General features: G+C 58.1%; 14 protein-coding genes. 7 read left to right on the top strand and 7 right to left on the bottom strand.

Annotation, left to right across the window (positions count from 1 at the left end; genetic code table 11):
* Positions 1 to 338: 338 nt before the first annotated feature.
* Positions 339 to 1,265, bottom strand: a complete 927-nt coding sequence (gene ligD / locus I6F33_RS17110) for a non-homologous end-joining DNA ligase (protein ID WP_225143441.1) — start codon at positions 1,263 to 1,265, stop codon at positions 339 to 341.
* 246 nt (positions 1,266 to 1,511) lie between these two features.
* On the opposite strand from ligD, the gene I6F33_RS17105 reads away from it, so the two are divergent.
* Positions 1,512 to 1,925 carry a hypothetical protein gene (locus I6F33_RS17105; RefSeq protein ID WP_225143440.1) on the top strand — a complete coding sequence of 138 codons (414 nt, stop codon included), beginning with the start codon at positions 1,512 to 1,514 and terminating at the stop codon, positions 1,923 to 1,925.
* A gap of 1 nt (position 1,926) precedes the next feature.
* Here I6F33_RS17105 and I6F33_RS17100 read toward each other — a convergent pair whose 3' ends face one another.
* Together I6F33_RS17100 and I6F33_RS17095 are read right to left on the bottom strand one after the other, a co-directional pair.
* Positions 1,927 to 2,157, bottom strand: a complete 231-nt coding sequence (locus I6F33_RS17100; RefSeq protein ID WP_225143439.1) for a hypothetical protein — start codon at positions 2,155 to 2,157, stop codon at positions 1,927 to 1,929.
* 280 nt (positions 2,158 to 2,437) lie between these two features.
* Positions 2,438 to 3,235 (bottom strand): class I SAM-dependent methyltransferase, encoded by a 798-nt coding sequence (locus I6F33_RS17095; protein WP_225143438.1) that lies wholly within the window; start codon positions 3,233 to 3,235, stop codon positions 2,438 to 2,440.
* A gap of 277 nt (positions 3,236 to 3,512) precedes the next feature.
* Here I6F33_RS17095 and I6F33_RS17090 point away from each other — a divergent pair, with 277 nt between their 5' ends.
* Positions 3,513 to 5,114 carry a winged helix-turn-helix domain-containing tetratricopeptide repeat protein gene (locus I6F33_RS17090; RefSeq protein ID WP_225143437.1) on the top strand — a complete coding sequence of 534 codons (1,602 nt, stop codon included), beginning with the start codon at positions 3,513 to 3,515 and terminating at the stop codon, positions 5,112 to 5,114.
* Between the two features lie 142 nt (positions 5,115 to 5,256).
* Here I6F33_RS17090 and I6F33_RS17085 read toward each other — a convergent pair whose 3' ends face one another.
* Positions 5,257 to 6,702: an IS1182 family transposase gene (locus tag I6F33_RS17085; protein ID WP_225143436.1), complete on the bottom strand. Its 1,446-nt coding sequence runs from the start codon at positions 6,700 to 6,702 to the stop codon at positions 5,257 to 5,259.
* 267 nt (positions 6,703 to 6,969) lie between these two features.
* Here I6F33_RS17085 and I6F33_RS17080 point away from each other — a divergent pair, with 267 nt between their 5' ends.
* On the top strand, positions 6,970 to 8,400 hold the full coding sequence (locus tag I6F33_RS17080; protein WP_225143435.1) for a hypothetical protein: 1,431 nt from the start codon (positions 6,970 to 6,972) through the stop codon (positions 8,398 to 8,400).
* A 267-nt stretch (positions 8,401 to 8,667) separates the two neighbouring features.
* Here the strand turns inward: I6F33_RS17080 and I6F33_RS17075 are convergent, their stop codons facing one another.
* Entirely contained in the window at positions 8,668 to 10,227 is a 1,560-nt protein-coding gene (locus I6F33_RS17075; protein ID WP_225143434.1) for a winged helix-turn-helix domain-containing tetratricopeptide repeat protein, read from the bottom strand.
* A gap of 172 nt (positions 10,228 to 10,399) precedes the next feature.
* On the opposite strand from I6F33_RS17075, the gene I6F33_RS17070 reads away from it, so the two are divergent.
* The gene (locus I6F33_RS17070; RefSeq protein WP_225143432.1) at positions 10,400 to 10,648 is read left to right on the top strand and encodes a DUF1127 domain-containing protein; all 249 of its coding nucleotides are present in this window, start codon (positions 10,400 to 10,402) and stop codon (positions 10,646 to 10,648) included.
* A gap of 276 nt (positions 10,649 to 10,924) precedes the next feature.
* Entirely contained in the window at positions 10,925 to 11,773 is an 849-nt protein-coding gene (locus I6F33_RS17065) for an SDR family NAD(P)-dependent oxidoreductase (protein WP_225143430.1), read from the top strand.
* A gap of 230 nt (positions 11,774 to 12,003) precedes the next feature.
* Here I6F33_RS17065 and I6F33_RS17060 read toward each other — a convergent pair whose 3' ends face one another.
* Positions 12,004 to 12,243 carry a PilZ domain-containing protein gene (locus I6F33_RS17060; RefSeq protein ID WP_225143427.1) on the bottom strand — a complete coding sequence of 80 codons (240 nt, stop codon included), beginning with the start codon at positions 12,241 to 12,243 and terminating at the stop codon, positions 12,004 to 12,006.
* Positions 12,244 to 12,388: 145 nt separating this feature from the next.
* Between I6F33_RS17060 and I6F33_RS17055 the strand changes: the two genes are divergently transcribed.
* Together I6F33_RS17055 and I6F33_RS17050 are read left to right on the top strand one after the other, a co-directional pair.
* Positions 12,389 to 12,604, top strand: coding sequence for a hypothetical protein (locus I6F33_RS17055; protein WP_225143426.1), 216 nt, complete (start codon positions 12,389 to 12,391; stop codon positions 12,602 to 12,604).
* A gap of 127 nt (positions 12,605 to 12,731) precedes the next feature.
* A complete protein-coding gene (locus I6F33_RS17050; protein WP_225143425.1) occupies positions 12,732 to 12,974 on the top strand; it encodes a hypothetical protein in 243 nt (80 codons plus the stop codon).
* Between the two features lie 1,057 nt (positions 12,975 to 14,031).
* Here I6F33_RS17050 and I6F33_RS17045 read toward each other — a convergent pair.
* A complete protein-coding gene (locus tag I6F33_RS17045) occupies positions 14,032 to 14,274 on the bottom strand; it encodes a hypothetical protein (RefSeq protein ID WP_225143424.1) in 243 nt (80 codons plus the stop codon).
* Positions 14,275 to 14,855 lie beyond the last annotated feature (581 nt).

Below are 14,855 nucleotides of genomic sequence, written 5' to 3'. Positions count from 1 at the left end.
CCTCCCAAAGGAAAGGCCTCCGAGACAGCGGAGGCCTAGTTTAGGTTAGGGAGGATCTACTTGGCCAACATTGCCCGTTGGGCCGCGTTCCTAAAATGCGCACGAAGCCGCCGCTCCAGCTCAATTGCTTGATCTGCGTTATAAGCGCGCTTGAGCAAGTCAGTCCGCTCCTCTCCGGGTGCCTTCTCGGCTCGTTCACGCATATCCTCCGCAATCTGTGCCAGTCTGCTTTCCAAGGAATCCGTCTGCTTAAATCGCCTGTGCTTTAATCCCATCGGGCCTTCCTTCTGCTGCGTGAACGATTGTACGTCCACAACCGGAAGGCTCAGGAACATAAGTTATTTTCGAGACAATCCCTTGAAGGAACTCGCGCGTAGCAATCCCTCCGACGTGATGTCTCTGTATTCGATGTCCGCGTAGAACTTCGGCTCGACCCAGGTGGCTTTCGGCTTTTTGATGTGCTTGGTGAGCTTCTGCTTCGGGCTCACCACAGTATCGAGGACATCTCTGATCTTGCGCGATGTCGTCCGGCTCCAGCCCGTGCCGACCTTGCCCATATAGACAAGCTCTTTGCCTTCCTTCTTACCGAGATAGAGAGCGGCGACGCCGGTTGGATCCTTGATGAACCCGACGACGGGGAATTTTCCCTTCTGAACGACTTTGACCTTCTGCCAAGCTTCCACACGCTCCGACCGATATGGGGCGTCAACTCGCTTGGAGACGATACCTTCGTAATTAAGTTTCCTTGCGGCTTCGAACAGTGCCTGCCCGTCACCCCCATGGTGCTCGCTGTAGAGGATGGGCTCCTCGAGCTGATTGCTTTCGATCAGATCCTTCAGCAGCTCCTTGCGGGCAAGCTGCGAAAGCTTCCGCAAGTCCTGTTCATCGAGCCACAGGAGGTCGAACGCGAAGAACAGCAAGCGGTCCTGTTCGCCTCTGGCGAGGTCTGCCTGTAGCTCGGAGAAGTTGGTGCGGTCCTCGTGGATGACGACCACCTCACCGTCAACGATGGCCTGCCCTTCGATCTCGAAGGCACCGGCAATGACGGAGAACTTATGTGTCCAGTCGAGACCGTTGCGGGTGAAGACCTTTCGGATATCTCCGTCGATGTGGAGCTGGATACGGTAACCGTCGTATTTGACTTCGTGAATCCATTGAGCCCCCGAAGGTGCTTTCATCTTCAGGGTCGCAAGCTGGGGGCTAATAAAGCCCGGAATAGCGGCACGCGGCCTTTTTGCCGGTGCCGTCCTGGTACGCTTCACCACTTACGCAACTCACAAAAAGCCCGCCGTTAAGTTGGGGCCAACGGCGGGCAGTTTACCTACCTTACTCACGACTTTCCAACCGCGGGGCTGAGGCGGCGTTCCGACCGTGTTCTCACATGCAACCGAGATCTCGATTCCCGGTTGTATTTTCAACGTCAACGAGAACGCCCGCCGAACGGCTCGGGAACACCAAGCCGGGAGCGTTCCCTACCGCGAACACCCTCTCCGCCAAAACGGAAGTTCTGGTTGGCTGACGCGGCCCGGCCGTCCATTCCTCCTGAAGTGCACTGGGGTGTGTGGCTCTGCCAAGACGTCCAAACCAGCTTTCCATCTGGACAGATGGTCGTGCCAAGTGACTGGAAGCGCTCTTGTTTCCCGACCGATAGTATCTATCTGGCTCGCATGAACTTAACTGACATTCAGGATTTCGCCATTCAGGCTCGCGTAGCTGCGATCCTTGGAGCAAACGAGTTTGACCGCGTTTTTGCCGGTGTTCGTTTTGCCGAGGTTGAAGGTCCTCTGCGGTACGTCTACGCCAAGGACGAACCTGCCGCCGCTACGATAGAGGACGATTTCTCTCTGCTCATCGCAGACATAGCCAGCCGCGTCCTCAAGCAGGAAATCGAGATTGTGCTCGTGCTGCCGAAGGTCTTGCAGTAGCTCAATTCGTTTCGACGATTTCGGCGGCGAGTTCAGCGACCGCCCGCCTGCCCGCCTCGGTCAAACCGCCGAGCGTCTGCGTGTGCTTGTTGGCGCACTCGACGATCTTTTCCGCCACGAACTTTCGGGCTGGATGACCTTCGAACGCCAGCGGCATCAATCTACACGCTCGCTCCAATGCGACATCCATATTGGAAATGGTTCGTTCACTGAATCGTTCTGAAAGCAACATGACTGACTCCACGAACAAAACTGTTCACGGAGGCGACCACTTTCCCGCCATAGAGGGTCAGCAGCACTCCCCCAACCAATTCAAATACCCACGCCGTTCTGAAATATAGTCGTCACTGAGCGGCTTGGGATTCACAAGAGTTAATGGCCCAGCGGCAAAGATCACAATGTCGGATTGTACCTCATAACCGGACATGAGAGGTCTTGTAGGAGTTGACCGCCAAGGGCCAAGTGCGGACATCACGCGGAATGTGCACGGCAGCAGCGGCCGACCACTTTCATCAGCGGCGTTGGCCGCTTGCGAACTGATATTGAACCTCGATTTCTACGGGCCCGCCTCTATCTCCGAGGCTGCGTTGCGTTTCCTGGCGAACAATATCGCGCACCGATTGAGGGAGTGTCAGATAGGCTTGTCCAGTCGGACCGTCGCCGCGTTCATACGGACCAAAGTAGGCGTCGAAAGATGGCATACTGAACCGGTGCGCCTGCCTCGTCAATTCGATGTTTTGGAATCCGGCCTTCTCGAACAACTGTCGCAGACGCGCCGGGTCACCCAATGAAAACATCCTCGCCGTTGCCTCGCGGATCGCTGGCGAGTGCTTGGCGATAGCTGTGTTGACGCTGCCGTTGTAGGTTCGTTCCGGCACGGTTGCAACGGAAACTGCTGCGCGTCCGCCCGGCCGAAGGACACGCAAGAACTCCGACAATCCGCGCGAGGGATGAGGGAAGAACATTAGCCCGAGACTGCAAATCAAAGCATCGAAGCTGCTATCGGCGAACGAGAGAGATTGGCCGTCCTCCACCGCGAAGGTGATATTTGCCGCCGCGCTCAGGCGCTGCCGCGCCTGTCCAACCATGGCTTCCGATACGTCGGCCGCAACGACGTGCCCTGTTGGTCCAACTACGAGCAAGGATTCTGCCGCTGCCAGTCCAGTGCCCGTTGCGATGTCGAGTACCTTCATGCCAGACGCAACACGTGCGGCACTCAGAAGGAACGGCAAAAAGTGGCGTGACACATGTGCAAACGCGCGATCATACCCAACCGCGGCCGCGTCGCCGTACGCGAACTCCTTTGCCATTGGCTCCCTCAAATTTACATTCAGTTTAGGTTCGGATCAGGGTTCACTTGATTGGCGGCAAGAATGAGCGGGCCTTCGTGACAATAACAGGGCAAGTCTGCCGCGTCGGCCTTTTGTCAAAATCGGTCCTGGCGGTCCCGCAGCGTCACTTCGGGTCCGCCCCGAACTGCTTGCCGCAAGATGCGCCTGCGCGCTCAACTGATGGCTTACATTTTCCTTACCGGCAGCTTATTCTTCGTGCTCAAGGGCTTCAGAGCCCCCCAGAAGGAATGGCAGCTTGCGTTATCTCTTTCAGGATTACGCACTGGACACCGACCGGCGCGAACTGCACCGCGCAACGAACACTGAGCGGCGCGAGCTGCGTCGAGGCGCCGACTTGATCCCCGTCTCGCCGCAGGTGTTCGACCTGCTCCATTACCTGATCCGCAACAGGGAACGCGTGGTCAGCAAGGACGAGATCATCAGCGCAATCTGGAACGGCCGCATTGTCTCGGATGCCGCGTTGACGACCCGCCTCAATGCCGCCCGGACCGCCATCGGCGACAGCGGGGAAAAGCAGCACTTGATCAAGACACTGCCGCGCAAGGGTTTTCGCTTCGTCGGCACGGTCCATGAAGATCAGTGGCGTGCGGTTGCCGCTACACATGGCAGTACCGACACGTCCCGCCTCGCCCCTGCACCTCGTCTTTCCATTGTGGTGCTGCCCTTCGCAAACATTGGGGGTGACAGCGAGCAGGACTATTTCGCCGACGGCGTGACGGAGAGCCTGAACACGGACCTGTCGCGCATCAGCGGTTCGTTCGTGATAGGCCGACACACCGCATTTGCCTACAAAGGCAAGCCGATCGATCTCAAACAGATCGGACGCGAATTGAACGTCCGCTATATCTTGCTGGGGTCGGTTCAGCGGGCCGGTCGCCGGCTTCGCGTCAACGTACAGCTGGTCAGCGCCGAAACGGGTAACCAACTTTGGGCAGAGCGGTTCGACAAGCTTTTCGTCGACCTTTTGGACCTGCAGGACGAAATCGTATCTCGGCTGGCCAACGCGCTGAATGCCGAACTGATTGCAGCCGAGGCGCGGCGAGCCGAGAGCACCGCAAACCCGGACGCGATAGATCTGTATTTCCGAGGCAGAGCCATCTTCAACCGGGGGCATACCCCTGAGCACCTCACGCAAGCACAGCGCTTCTTTGAACGTGCCCTGGCGCTCGATCCGGCCTGCTTGGAAGCCCTGGTCGGCAGAGCGGAGGTCGACGTGATTTTATCAGCGAATTTCATGACGGACGACGCGGCCCCTCGTCTCGCAGCGGCAGAAACGCTGTTGGGCAGGGCCTTGTCGTTGGCACCACAACACGCAATGGCGCACCTGCAGCTCGGTCTCGTTGAGATCAACACAAATCGCGCCTCGCATGGCATTGCTGCATGCGAGCGAGCGTTGGCACTGGACCGCAATCTGGCCGAGGCTCACGCGTGGATCGGTCTGGCGAAAATATACGTCGGCCGGGCGGAGGAAGCCGAGGCGCACATCCTTGAAGCGCTCCGGCTATCTCCTCGTGACATAAGAGCCTTCCGTTGGCTGATCGTCATTGGCGGAGCCAAATTGCACTTGGGTGCCGGCGAGGAAGCCGTGGTTTGGTTAAGGCGAAGCATCGAGGCCAATCGAAACAATCCGCTTTCGCACTTCTGGCTCGCCGACGCGTTGACGCGGATTGGCGAACTGGATGAAGCGAAGGCAACCGCGCAGGCAGCCCTAGCACTTGATCCGACCTTCACCATCCGCCGCTTGCGCGACACCGCGCCCAGTAACAATCCGACCTTCCTTGCCGGCCGCGAGCGATTTTACAGGGGTCTGCGCCTAGCCGGGGTGCCGGAAGGTTGATTGTCCGCTATGGGTCTTGGTTGTGTGCAAACGGATAAGAGGGTCCGCGGTCGTCGGTTGATGTTCTCGCGTCGGATCGCCCATGACCGGCCAAAATTGATATCGCGACGCGGCATTGCGCTTTTGGACGCACTTCCGGCCTTCAGGCGGCGCGGATGGCGTCAATCAGGCTTGATTTGCCGACGATGTTCATCACCCGTGTGAGGTTATAGGCGAGAACATGCAGCGCCATCTCAGCGGCGACATTCCCTAAGCGCTTCATCAGGAAGTGGGTCGCGCCCATGCGGGCCTTGATCGTGCCGAAGGGATGCTCGACTGTCTCACGTCGCGTCCGCATGGCGTCTGGATTGGAATCTAGCCGTCTCTGGACCTCCTCGACCACATGCTCATGCTCCCAGCGCGTGATCCGGCGCTCCTTGGACGGCGTACATTGGCTCTTGATCGCGCAGCCTTGGCATGCCGCCGTCGACCAGTAACGGCGCAGCGTCATTCCATGCTCGATGTTGGTGAAGTGATAGGGCAGCAGCTGACCGGATGGGCAGCGGTAGACGTCCTCATCAGGCAGGTAGGCGAAGTCCTGTTTGCCGAACCGGCCCTCCGCCTTGGCATTCGACGTCATGGGCTTGGGCAAGGTGACTGCAACGCCAGCCTCTTCGCAGGCTAATATCTCCTCTCCGTCGAAGTAGCCACGGTCGGCGACCGCCTCGAGTTTGTCCACTTCGAGCACTTCTTTGGCTTGCTTCGACATCCGAGCAAGCTGCCCCCGGTCATTGCCGACGTTTATGACCTCGTGCGCAACAATCAGATGGTGCTTGGTGTCCACCGCGACCTGGACATTGTAGCCGACCACACCCGATCCGCGTCCGCTGGTGGCCATCGAACGGGCATCCGGATCGGTGAGCGATATCTGCTGATCCGCCGTGTTGCGCATCTGCGCATCAAGCACTTCCAGGCGGCTCATCTCCTGTTTTAGCCGAGCGATCTTTTCCTTGATCCTCGTCGTCTTGATGCTGATCGCTTCCGATGGCTCCTGCCGATCGGCGCTGTCGAGTTGACGCAGATATCGACCGACGCTTTCCTCAATCTGCGCCATCCGTCTCGCCATCTTGGCATGCGTGAAGTTGCGGTCGCGGTTGTTCACCGCCTTGAACTTGCTGCCGTCGATTGCGACGCTTGGGGTCTGCAACAGGCCCATTTGCCGGCAAAGTGCAATGAACTTCGCACAAACCTTCCGGATCGCCGCACCATTGTCCTTCCGGAAGTCGGCGACCGTCTTGTGATCAGGAGCCCGGCGGCCCATCAGCCACATCACCTCGATATTTCGGCACGCCTCACGTTCCAGGCGGCGACTGGACTGCACCCGATTGAGATAACCGTAGATGTAAAGCTTCAGAAGGACCGCCGGATGATAGGATGGCCGGCCCGTCTCCTTGGCAATCACGCGCTCAAACCCCATTCCATGCAGGTCGAGCGCCTCGACAAACACATCGATCACATGGACCGCGTTGTCCTCGCCTACCCAATCCTCCAGACATTCCGGCAAGAGCGTCAGCTGGGATCTGTCCGCGCCTTCAACGAAGCGTCCCATCTGTGTCCTCCATCAGAAAATGAAGGAATCCTAGCTGACTCGCGGCTTTTCACACAGCCAGGGTCAAAATGAGAAGATCTCGAACTGAGCAAACCTGGTCTGGTATACTCCGCTGAGCGGACACCGGCAGACCGCGTCGGCCCTTCGCATTCGGGCCACAGGCGGACTCACGTATGGTGTTTCGGAACAGAACCTGACAAGGTGGTGGGGCATTGGACATCCTGCACTAGCGGCCAAAACGGGCTCTGCCGAACATCAGGTGCACAAATGCTTTCAACCGACTACCTCATCATCGGCAGCGGCGCGTTGGGCATGGCTTTCGCCGACCAACTTTTGACCGAAACTGAAGCGGACATGGTGATCGTGGACCGCCATCACATGCCCGGGGGCCACTGGAACGACGCGTATCCTTTTGTCCGTCTTCATCAACCGTCAGCTTATTACGGGGTTGGTTCCCGTGCACTCGGCAGCAGTCGACTAGATGTGGCAGGTTTAAACAGGGGCTATTATGAACTCGCCTCCGGCGCTCAGATCATCAGTTATTACGACCGGCTAATGAACGAACGGTTTCTGCCTTCGGGCCGCGTTCAATATTTTCCGTTGTGTGAATATCAAGGCGATAATCGGTTTGTCTGCCGACTCTCCGGCGATATTCAGCAGGTAACGCTTCGCAAAAAACTCGTTGACGCTACCTTCCTAAACACCCAGGTCCCATCGACCCACGTTCCCTCCTTCGAGCTTTGTGACGGCGTAAGGCTCGTTACCCCGAATGTGCTTCCGAAGTTTGCGCCGGACTTCAAAAGCTATGTCATTCTGGGCGGCGGCAAGACGGCAATGGATGTCGGTGTATGGTTGCTCCAGATGGGCGCGACGCCGGAAAGCATACGTTGGATCGTGCCACGTGATTCGTGGCTCATTAACCGAGACAGGGTTCAGCCGGGCGAAGCGTTTTTTAAGCAGACGGCAGGCGGCCAAGCAAATCAACTTGAAGCGGCAGCAGAAGCGACATGCATAGCCGATTTTTTTGAGCGGCTGGAACGAACCGGCGGGATCTTCCGCATCGATACAACGGTGACACCGACCATGTATCGTGGTGCGACTATCTCGGGCCTTGAGGTAGAAGCCCTGCGCTCCATCAAAGACGTTGTGCGCAAGGGGCGCGTGCTGAGGATCGAACATCAGACAGTAATCCTCGAACATGGGACGATCGAAGGCTGCTCAGGCAGCCTCTATGTGGATTGCACTGCAAGGGCATTTGATACTCGACCTTCTGTACGTGTGTTCGACGGTGACCGGATCACGATTCAAATGTTGCGCTCCGGCGCTTTCTGCTTGAGCGCAGCGGTCATCGCTCATATTGAAGCCGCCTACGACGATGAGACGACAAAGAATGAACTTTGCAAGCCGATGAAATCGCCGAACGCACCGGAAGACTTAGTTCGACGTGCACTTGAGGAGTTGCAAGCCGGGCGCCGATGGTCGGCGGACAAGGCTCTTCAACGATGGGTGGCGGAACATCGGCTGACGGGCGCGGGCGTTGGACAGGCAGATGTAGCCGCGCATGACCCAGATGCGGACCGGATTCGCAAGCGGCTGCGCGAAGCTCGTCCAAAAGCTGAAGCAAACTTATCGCGGCTTATCGCCGAACTAGCTTCCGAAGTGGCAATGAGTATGCAAACGTCGGAGCCGACCCCTTAGTCCAGCATCAGCTTCGCCGCACCGAGCCGATGTCTGAGTTGGGTCATGAGCTCCGTTTGGAAGGTCGGCCGGTTGCTCGGTCTAGCCCGATAAGCCGACAACTGAGGACGCCGCCTGAACTTCGCATTCGGGTCATAGGCTGACTTAGGCAGCTTGCTAGAGCTGTTCGGGAAGCAGACATCGTGCACTCAGGCGCTCAGTCCGCCCGGGCCAATTGCACATTGCGTCTCGCGCTCGATCACCTCGTCTGCACAGGCGATCATGAGCTTACTCTGGCAACCCGGCCTTGCGAAGTCCTTCGACCAACAGCTTCGCGTTTGACTGCCCGCCCCGCGCGATGAATGCTGAGATTGTAAAGGCAGGATCAACCGCAAGCACATTCGCCGCCGCCTGACGGGCCTCGGCCTCACGTCCGAGATGAGCAAAAGCGGATGCTAGATAGCGGTAAGCCACCAGATCGGAGGGGTTCTGACGAAGGGCCTTCTTCCCTGCGGCGATGGCCGCATCAAATCGACGAAGCTCAACAAGGGCACTCCCCATCCCAGCAAACAGCAGGTGTAGCCGCGGATCTACCGGGCTCATGCGAATGGCCCGTTCAAAGCTGCGGATCGCTTCCTCGTACAGTCCTGCTATTCTGTAGACTTGGCCTCTGCAACTCCATACCACAAAGGAATTTGGGTTGAGCGCAACCGCCCGGTCAACCAATTCAATCTCACTTTCGCAGTCGCCGACCATGAAGGCTGATGTCGCCGCAGCCAGCGCCAGCGTATCTGGATCATCATCGTCAATATTCAAAGCCCAACGAAGAAGCCGAATTGCTTCCTTCCTGTCGAACTGAGGATCGACTGCATAGCCCCACAGGATGTTTCGCAAGTGACAGGTAGCTGCGAGTGCCGCGACAAAGCCGAACCAAGGGTCTAGCTTTAAAGCTCTATGCGCCAGCCTGATCGCCTCGGCCAAACCTTCGCGGGTTGTCAGGTAATACTGCTGCATAGCACGGAGATAGAAGTCATAGGCGGTGAGATTCTCCGGTCGCCTCCGCACCGCCAATCCTATTTCCGTTTGAAGCAACTTTGGCTGAATGGCTGAGATAACCGCGACCGTGACTTCGTCCTGCAGAGCGAAAACATCCGTCAGGTCGCGCTCGAACCTGTCCGCCCAGATGTGCGCCGCTGTAATCGCGTCAATCAACTGCCCTGCGATGCGAACTTTCCCCGCCGCCTTGCGCACAGATCCTTGAAGGACATAGCGCACGCCAAGCCTGCGTCCGACCTCCTTGAGGTCTACAGCTTTGCCTTTGAATGTGAAGCTCGAATTGCGCGCGATCACGAACAACCATTTGAACCGCGAAAGAGCAGTAGTGATCTCTTCCACCATTCCGTCTGCAAAGTAGTCCTGCTCGGGATCGCCGCTCATGTTCTCAAACGGCAGTACGGCAATAGAGGGTTTATCGGGGAGCGCGAGTGTAAGTTTCTCTGGTTTTACCCTGTTGTCAGTGACTGCCCGGCTATCACCCCCTTCTTCTCGCACTGGCCCGATGAAACGGAAGCCCTTCCGCGGCAACGTCTTGATGAGGCGCTGTTCCTCCCCTGTGTCACCAACCGCGCTCCGGGCGACATTGAGGCGGGTCGTCAACGCTGCATCCGACACGCTGCGCCGATTCCAAATGGCACTAATGAGGTCGTCTTTACTGACGACGCGCTCCCGGTTGCGGATAAGGTACTCTAGCAGGTCAAAGACCTGCGGTGCCACGGGGACAACATTGGCGCCGCGAGATAGCTCGCGACGGTCGGGATCCAATGCGTAGTCCTCGAAGAAATAACGCAAGCTATAAAATTCCCTAGATCAGAGGTCGCGGTCACAAGTCAGCGCTTTAGCCACGGTGGAAACGGCAAGAATAAGCTGCCGGTGAGGAAAATGTAAGCTGCGCGTCAAGCACGCCTGCCGATCTCCTGGCACCCTGCGCGGGTGGAAAACACCGTCCGAGGGAGACATCGCAATGAGCACGACCTACAGCACGACCTGGCTGGAAAGGACGTCCGCATCGACACGTTACACCTCTCGTCTCATTCGGAAATACCGGGATGCCTTTCAGGAGCGGCGCGATTGTCTGAAATTGCGCTCCGCCTTGTCCGGCCTAAGTGATAGGGAGTTGATAGACATCGGCACTACGCGCGGCGAGATCGATCACGTTGTTTCGAACCGAGATATCGATCCGCGAGGTATCGGGAGCGGGATGATCCCCTAATCCGGCGTGGACCGGTTGGCCGGAGTTGACGACCAGATTCACACATCCGAGCGGGTCTCGACTTCCGGTATGGGTCAACGGCTGCCCTCGGGGAGCCCGCACGCCCTTAGTCGGTTCGTCTCTTGGGAGCGCACGTCGCTGCGGTCTGGGCTGGGATCAGCCACGTTCCAAAAACGAACATCCCGCATGCTTCCGATTCGTTGAAAGTGCGGTGAGCTTCAGCTAAAACTTAGCGTTGTAAGGGGAGCGTGTCCGCTCGCCGGGAGGAGAATGCGCGTGAAGGAACTGGCGGGAAAGACAGCATTCGTGACCGGTGCAGCGTCGGGCATTGGATTGGGGATCGCGACCGCTTTCGCCCAGGCTGGGGCGAAAGTGATGCTTTGCGATATCGAAGAGGCGGCGCTGTCCGCAGCGCTCGAGCAACTGCGGCTCACTAACGTCGATGTCGACGGCGTGAAGGCAGACGTCTCACTCAAAGCCGAACTCGCGGCTGCGGCAGAAGCCACGACCGCCCGCTACGGCAAGGTCCATATTCTCGTCAATAACGCAGGCGTCGCCGGCGGTGGGCCCTACGGCACCTGGACCGATGCGTCGTGGAATTGGACCTTGGGCGTCAACTTGATGGCTACCATTTGGGGGATCGAGATCTTCGGGCCGTTGATCGAGCAGCATGGCGAGGGCGGACATATCGTCTCCACAGCGTCGCTCGCAGGCCTCATTTCAGGAGCGAGCACTGCATACAACGTTTCAAAGTATGGCGTTGTCGCGCTGTCCGAGGGGCTGCGGCAAGAGCTCGCGCCCCGCGGAATTGGCGTATCGGTGCTGTGTCCTGGGTACGTCCGCACTCAAATCATGAACTCAGGCCGCAACCTCCCCAAGCGCTTCGTCGGGGCAATCCGTGCCCCGCCGACTTCGGGCCCGATTGCCGAACGGATCGACCAGATCCGGGAACGCGTCGCTCAAGGTATCGACCCCCTCTATGTCGGCGAACTCGTCCGCGAAGGCATCGAAAACGACTGGCCCTATATCTTCACCGACCTCGAATTTGAGCCGGTGGTCGAAGCGCGCTTCGCCGGAATCAAGCAAGGCTTTGACCATATTCGCGGGCGCACCCCGAAGCGTTGAATGCGCAGAATTTCTCCTACCTTATCGGTCTTTTTTATGTGGTCATGGCGCTGAGACGATTCTGTCGGTCATCACGCCATGTCCGCTCCGGGTCAGTCGCGACGTTTTGGCCCGGTTTACGTTAGGTGCGGTCTACCCCTGACAGCCGACATATCCTCGGCTGTGTGATGCGGCGGCGATGGGCCAATCGGCCACATTCGGAAGCAAGGGGCCTCTAGCAGAAGGGCGCCTTACTCGTCGAAAGCTACGCCGATCTGGCCGTCCTTTCGCCAAACAATATGGCAACGCCTCGAAGTGCCATCCGAGGTTATCGCGAGCACGAAGCTGTCAGGAAACCAAAGCGGGCCCCGCGCTTGGATGCGGGCACCCGTCGCGGAGATATCGCGAACGATGCAATCAACGGCCGGTGAGCCGAACACAATTTGCCCGGCCTTGAGAATGCGACGGCGCTGGGGGGATCGATCCTGCATGATGGAAGCTCCCACTGATTTCTAAAAAGTGGATTAGGCTTCTCGTAGGGCATACCACTTTGCGTATAGAACGAATAACGGCCAGCTCCCGCTAAGCGCCGGTTCCATGATATCGTGCGACCTCAGGCGTGCTGGAGGGCGAGACATGGCCATCTACCTGCATTTGCAAACCGACGATTTGGCACCGAAGCAGATTGCCTGCATTACAAAGGCTTACGAGCAAACCTTACGCACACTCTGCGTTAAGGATCGTGACGATCCGCTCACGGAATTGGTGGCGAAGACAATCATTAAAATCGCTCAAAGCGGGATCAAAGACAGCGCAGGCAATCAGCGAACTCGAAATGCGCTAGGCGAATAGCGTCAGAAAACCGTGAAGTGTGAAGCTGTTCACCTTGGCCGGATCTCTCTTCGCCTACAATAGCAACGTTCCCCTCTCGGACGCTCATCCGGGAATGGACGCGTTGGGCGAAGCTGGAGGCGCGGCCATGAAGCGCCACGCCATGTGCAAGTATTTCGGTAATGGCGCCGGCCACGTTCTGCGCCAACACAATAGCGCCGTGCTGCTGTTCAGCTGGCGCGGCAGGCCCGACGGATCGGCCCGCTATGTCGAGCGCCTCAACCGCTACACCCGCGATGGCGTGGAATATTCTAGCCTTGCCGCCCTGCTCCGCGCCGTCGAGGACGAGCACGCTCAGACGCAGCCGCAGGAACGATCAAGCGGCGAATGAATCGCGGCCCAAGACTTGCTATTCGCATGAGCGTAGGCCAAATATGCCTACGTTTGAGGTCGGCGAACGCTCAGTTTTGAATGAAGCGGCAAAGTCCGCTCAGGGTCCAGAAACGGCCCTCAGCGAGCATCACCGTTCGGGTCAACTACGGGCCAGCAGCGCAAACCACCGTGGCTGAATCATCCAACCACCCGTAAGCGCGGGCTCAACAGCTTTTTGGGAGGGGCGCCAACCGGCGTAACGATGGTGTCTTGCCGCTGAGCCCGTTTGCAATTAGGGCAAACGAAGAGGTGAGCGATCAGCGACTGTGCATCATCTTGCACCAGTTCGGATCGAAACCATCTCATGCCGACGTTGCAGTTGGGGCAGATGGGGGCTTCTAGATGGCCCAGCGAATCCTTCAACCGTTCCACTGCCTGCATCCCTGTTCGGGAAACAGTAGCAATATTCTACCGAGTGCAAAGTATCAAAAGATACCAAGGCATAAGTTTATATCGCTCTGCATGGGAAAGGGCTCAGGAAGTGTCCGGCTTCTGCAGCTTGAGGGTCTCAAGGCTCTCGCGATACGCAGTCAAGTACGCGGGTTCCGCAAATCGCGTTCGGGCCAGGACCGGGCGAGATCGCGGAGCCGGACAAGCAGCTCTGTTTTTAGAAGCGGCAGATTCCGGGCACTGATTTCTCCCGAAAATATCTTTGCTAGCTCGCCACACAGAGCGCTGATTGTCAGCATTTCCTCATTGGTCGCCATTTTGATAAGCCCTCGAAGCGACGTGGGCCCCCCTTCGGGCATGGGCGCGCTGGGCGGTCAGCCCAACCTAACTTTTGTAGATAAGGATGCCTTGAGCGCGAGCTTGCCTACGCACTGCCCCAACTCGTCGCCCCAGTACCTTTGCGACCCGGGCTGCAGTGGCCCTTTTTCTCGCGAGCAGGGTCAATAGTCTCGAATCCTCGCGCGTCCACACGGAGCCTGATTTCTTCGAATCGCGAGATGAGTCCATGCCTCAACTTGGCGGCTCATGGTTAACAAATGATAGTTTTGCAACCATAAGCCTCCGTCTTACCAGCGGTGACGGTGCAGCCAGCCATAGTGATGGCCGCGGCCTCGACCCCAGCCGTAATGATGACCACGACCTCCGCGATGACCCCATCCGTGGCCACCGCCGCGTCCGTGACCGCCCTTGATCTCGATAGTGCCAGTTTGGGTCGCACCCAGGGCGTCCGGCTTAGCGACGGGCATCGCCGAAGCAGGGCTCAAAGCGATGGCCCCTGCCAGAAAGCCGGCGATGTAAACCCACTTCATGTCAATGCCTCCTCCAGAGAATGATGGGCTGGGAGCCGCGAGCCGCCGCGGCATCTCAAGCTCACCAACATTGCAATAGGGAAAAAGTTGCAATCAAAAGGAGTTCGGCTCTCGGGCCGCACAGCAAGGACCCTGCACAGCTTCTGGCGGTGATCGCGGTCGTCGCCTAGATGTCCGCTAAGGGTCACAACGGCTGTGGACGTGAATCAGCCGAGTGTCTGGTCTGCCGTCAATAGCAGACGCTAAGGCAACCGGGCTCGATGGAAGCAACGGCCAAGGGCGTTATTCCGCCCCGCCCCGGCTTGGTTCGCTCGGACTGGACTTGGCAACCTCGAAACCCGAGATGCTTAGCGAGGAATATTCTTCGACACCATCGCTTGCCTGAGAATGAACGACTGCCGCTCTGACCAGAACGATTGCATTGAGAGCCGAACGGTATCTACGGCGCAGAGGAAGCACCGGTTGCGCGATATTTCACGTGGAACGCTCGGACAACGATAATCTCGCGAGAGGCTCCCGATGAAGCTACGGCAAGTGGAGGCGATGGGACCGAGCCGCAAGTAAGCATGCTTGGAGACCAA

Source organism: Bradyrhizobium sp. BRP20, from assembly GCF_020194215.1.
Lineage (GTDB): Bacteria > Pseudomonadota > Alphaproteobacteria > Rhizobiales > Xanthobacteraceae > Bradyrhizobium > Bradyrhizobium yuanmingense.
The sequence above is the reverse complement of the archived record's forward strand: the minus strand, read 5'-3'. Positions and strand labels throughout refer to the sequence as shown.

Bases quoted from the DNA above. Each gene is read 5' to 3' on its own strand.
- I6F33_RS17100 (WP_225143439.1), bottom strand. From the start codon at position 2,157: ATGTTGCTTTCAGAACGATTCAGTGAACGAACCATTTCCAATATGGAT.
- I6F33_RS17095 (WP_225143438.1), bottom strand. From the start codon at position 3,235: ATGGCAAAGGAGTTCGCGTACGGCGACGCGGCCGCGGTTGGGTATGAT.
- I6F33_RS17085 (WP_225143436.1), bottom strand. From the start codon at position 6,702: ATGGGACGCTTCGTTGAAGGCGCGGACAGATCCCAGCTGACGCTCTTG.
- I6F33_RS17080 (WP_225143435.1), top strand. From the start codon at position 6,970: ATGCTTTCAACCGACTACCTCATCATCGGCAGCGGCGCGTTGGGCATG.
- I6F33_RS17070 (WP_225143432.1), top strand. From the start codon at position 10,400: ATGAGCACGACCTACAGCACGACCTGGCTGGAAAGGACGTCCGCATCG.
- I6F33_RS17060 (WP_225143427.1), bottom strand. From the start codon at position 12,243: ATGCAGGATCGATCCCCCCAGCGCCGTCGCATTCTCAAGGCCGGGCAA.
- I6F33_RS17055 (WP_225143426.1), top strand. From the start codon at position 12,389: ATGGCCATCTACCTGCATTTGCAAACCGACGATTTGGCACCGAAGCAG.
- I6F33_RS17050 (WP_225143425.1), top strand. From the start codon at position 12,732: ATGAAGCGCCACGCCATGTGCAAGTATTTCGGTAATGGCGCCGGCCAC.
- I6F33_RS17045 (WP_225143424.1), bottom strand. From the start codon at position 14,274: ATGAAGTGGGTTTACATCGCCGGCTTTCTGGCAGGGGCCATCGCTTTG.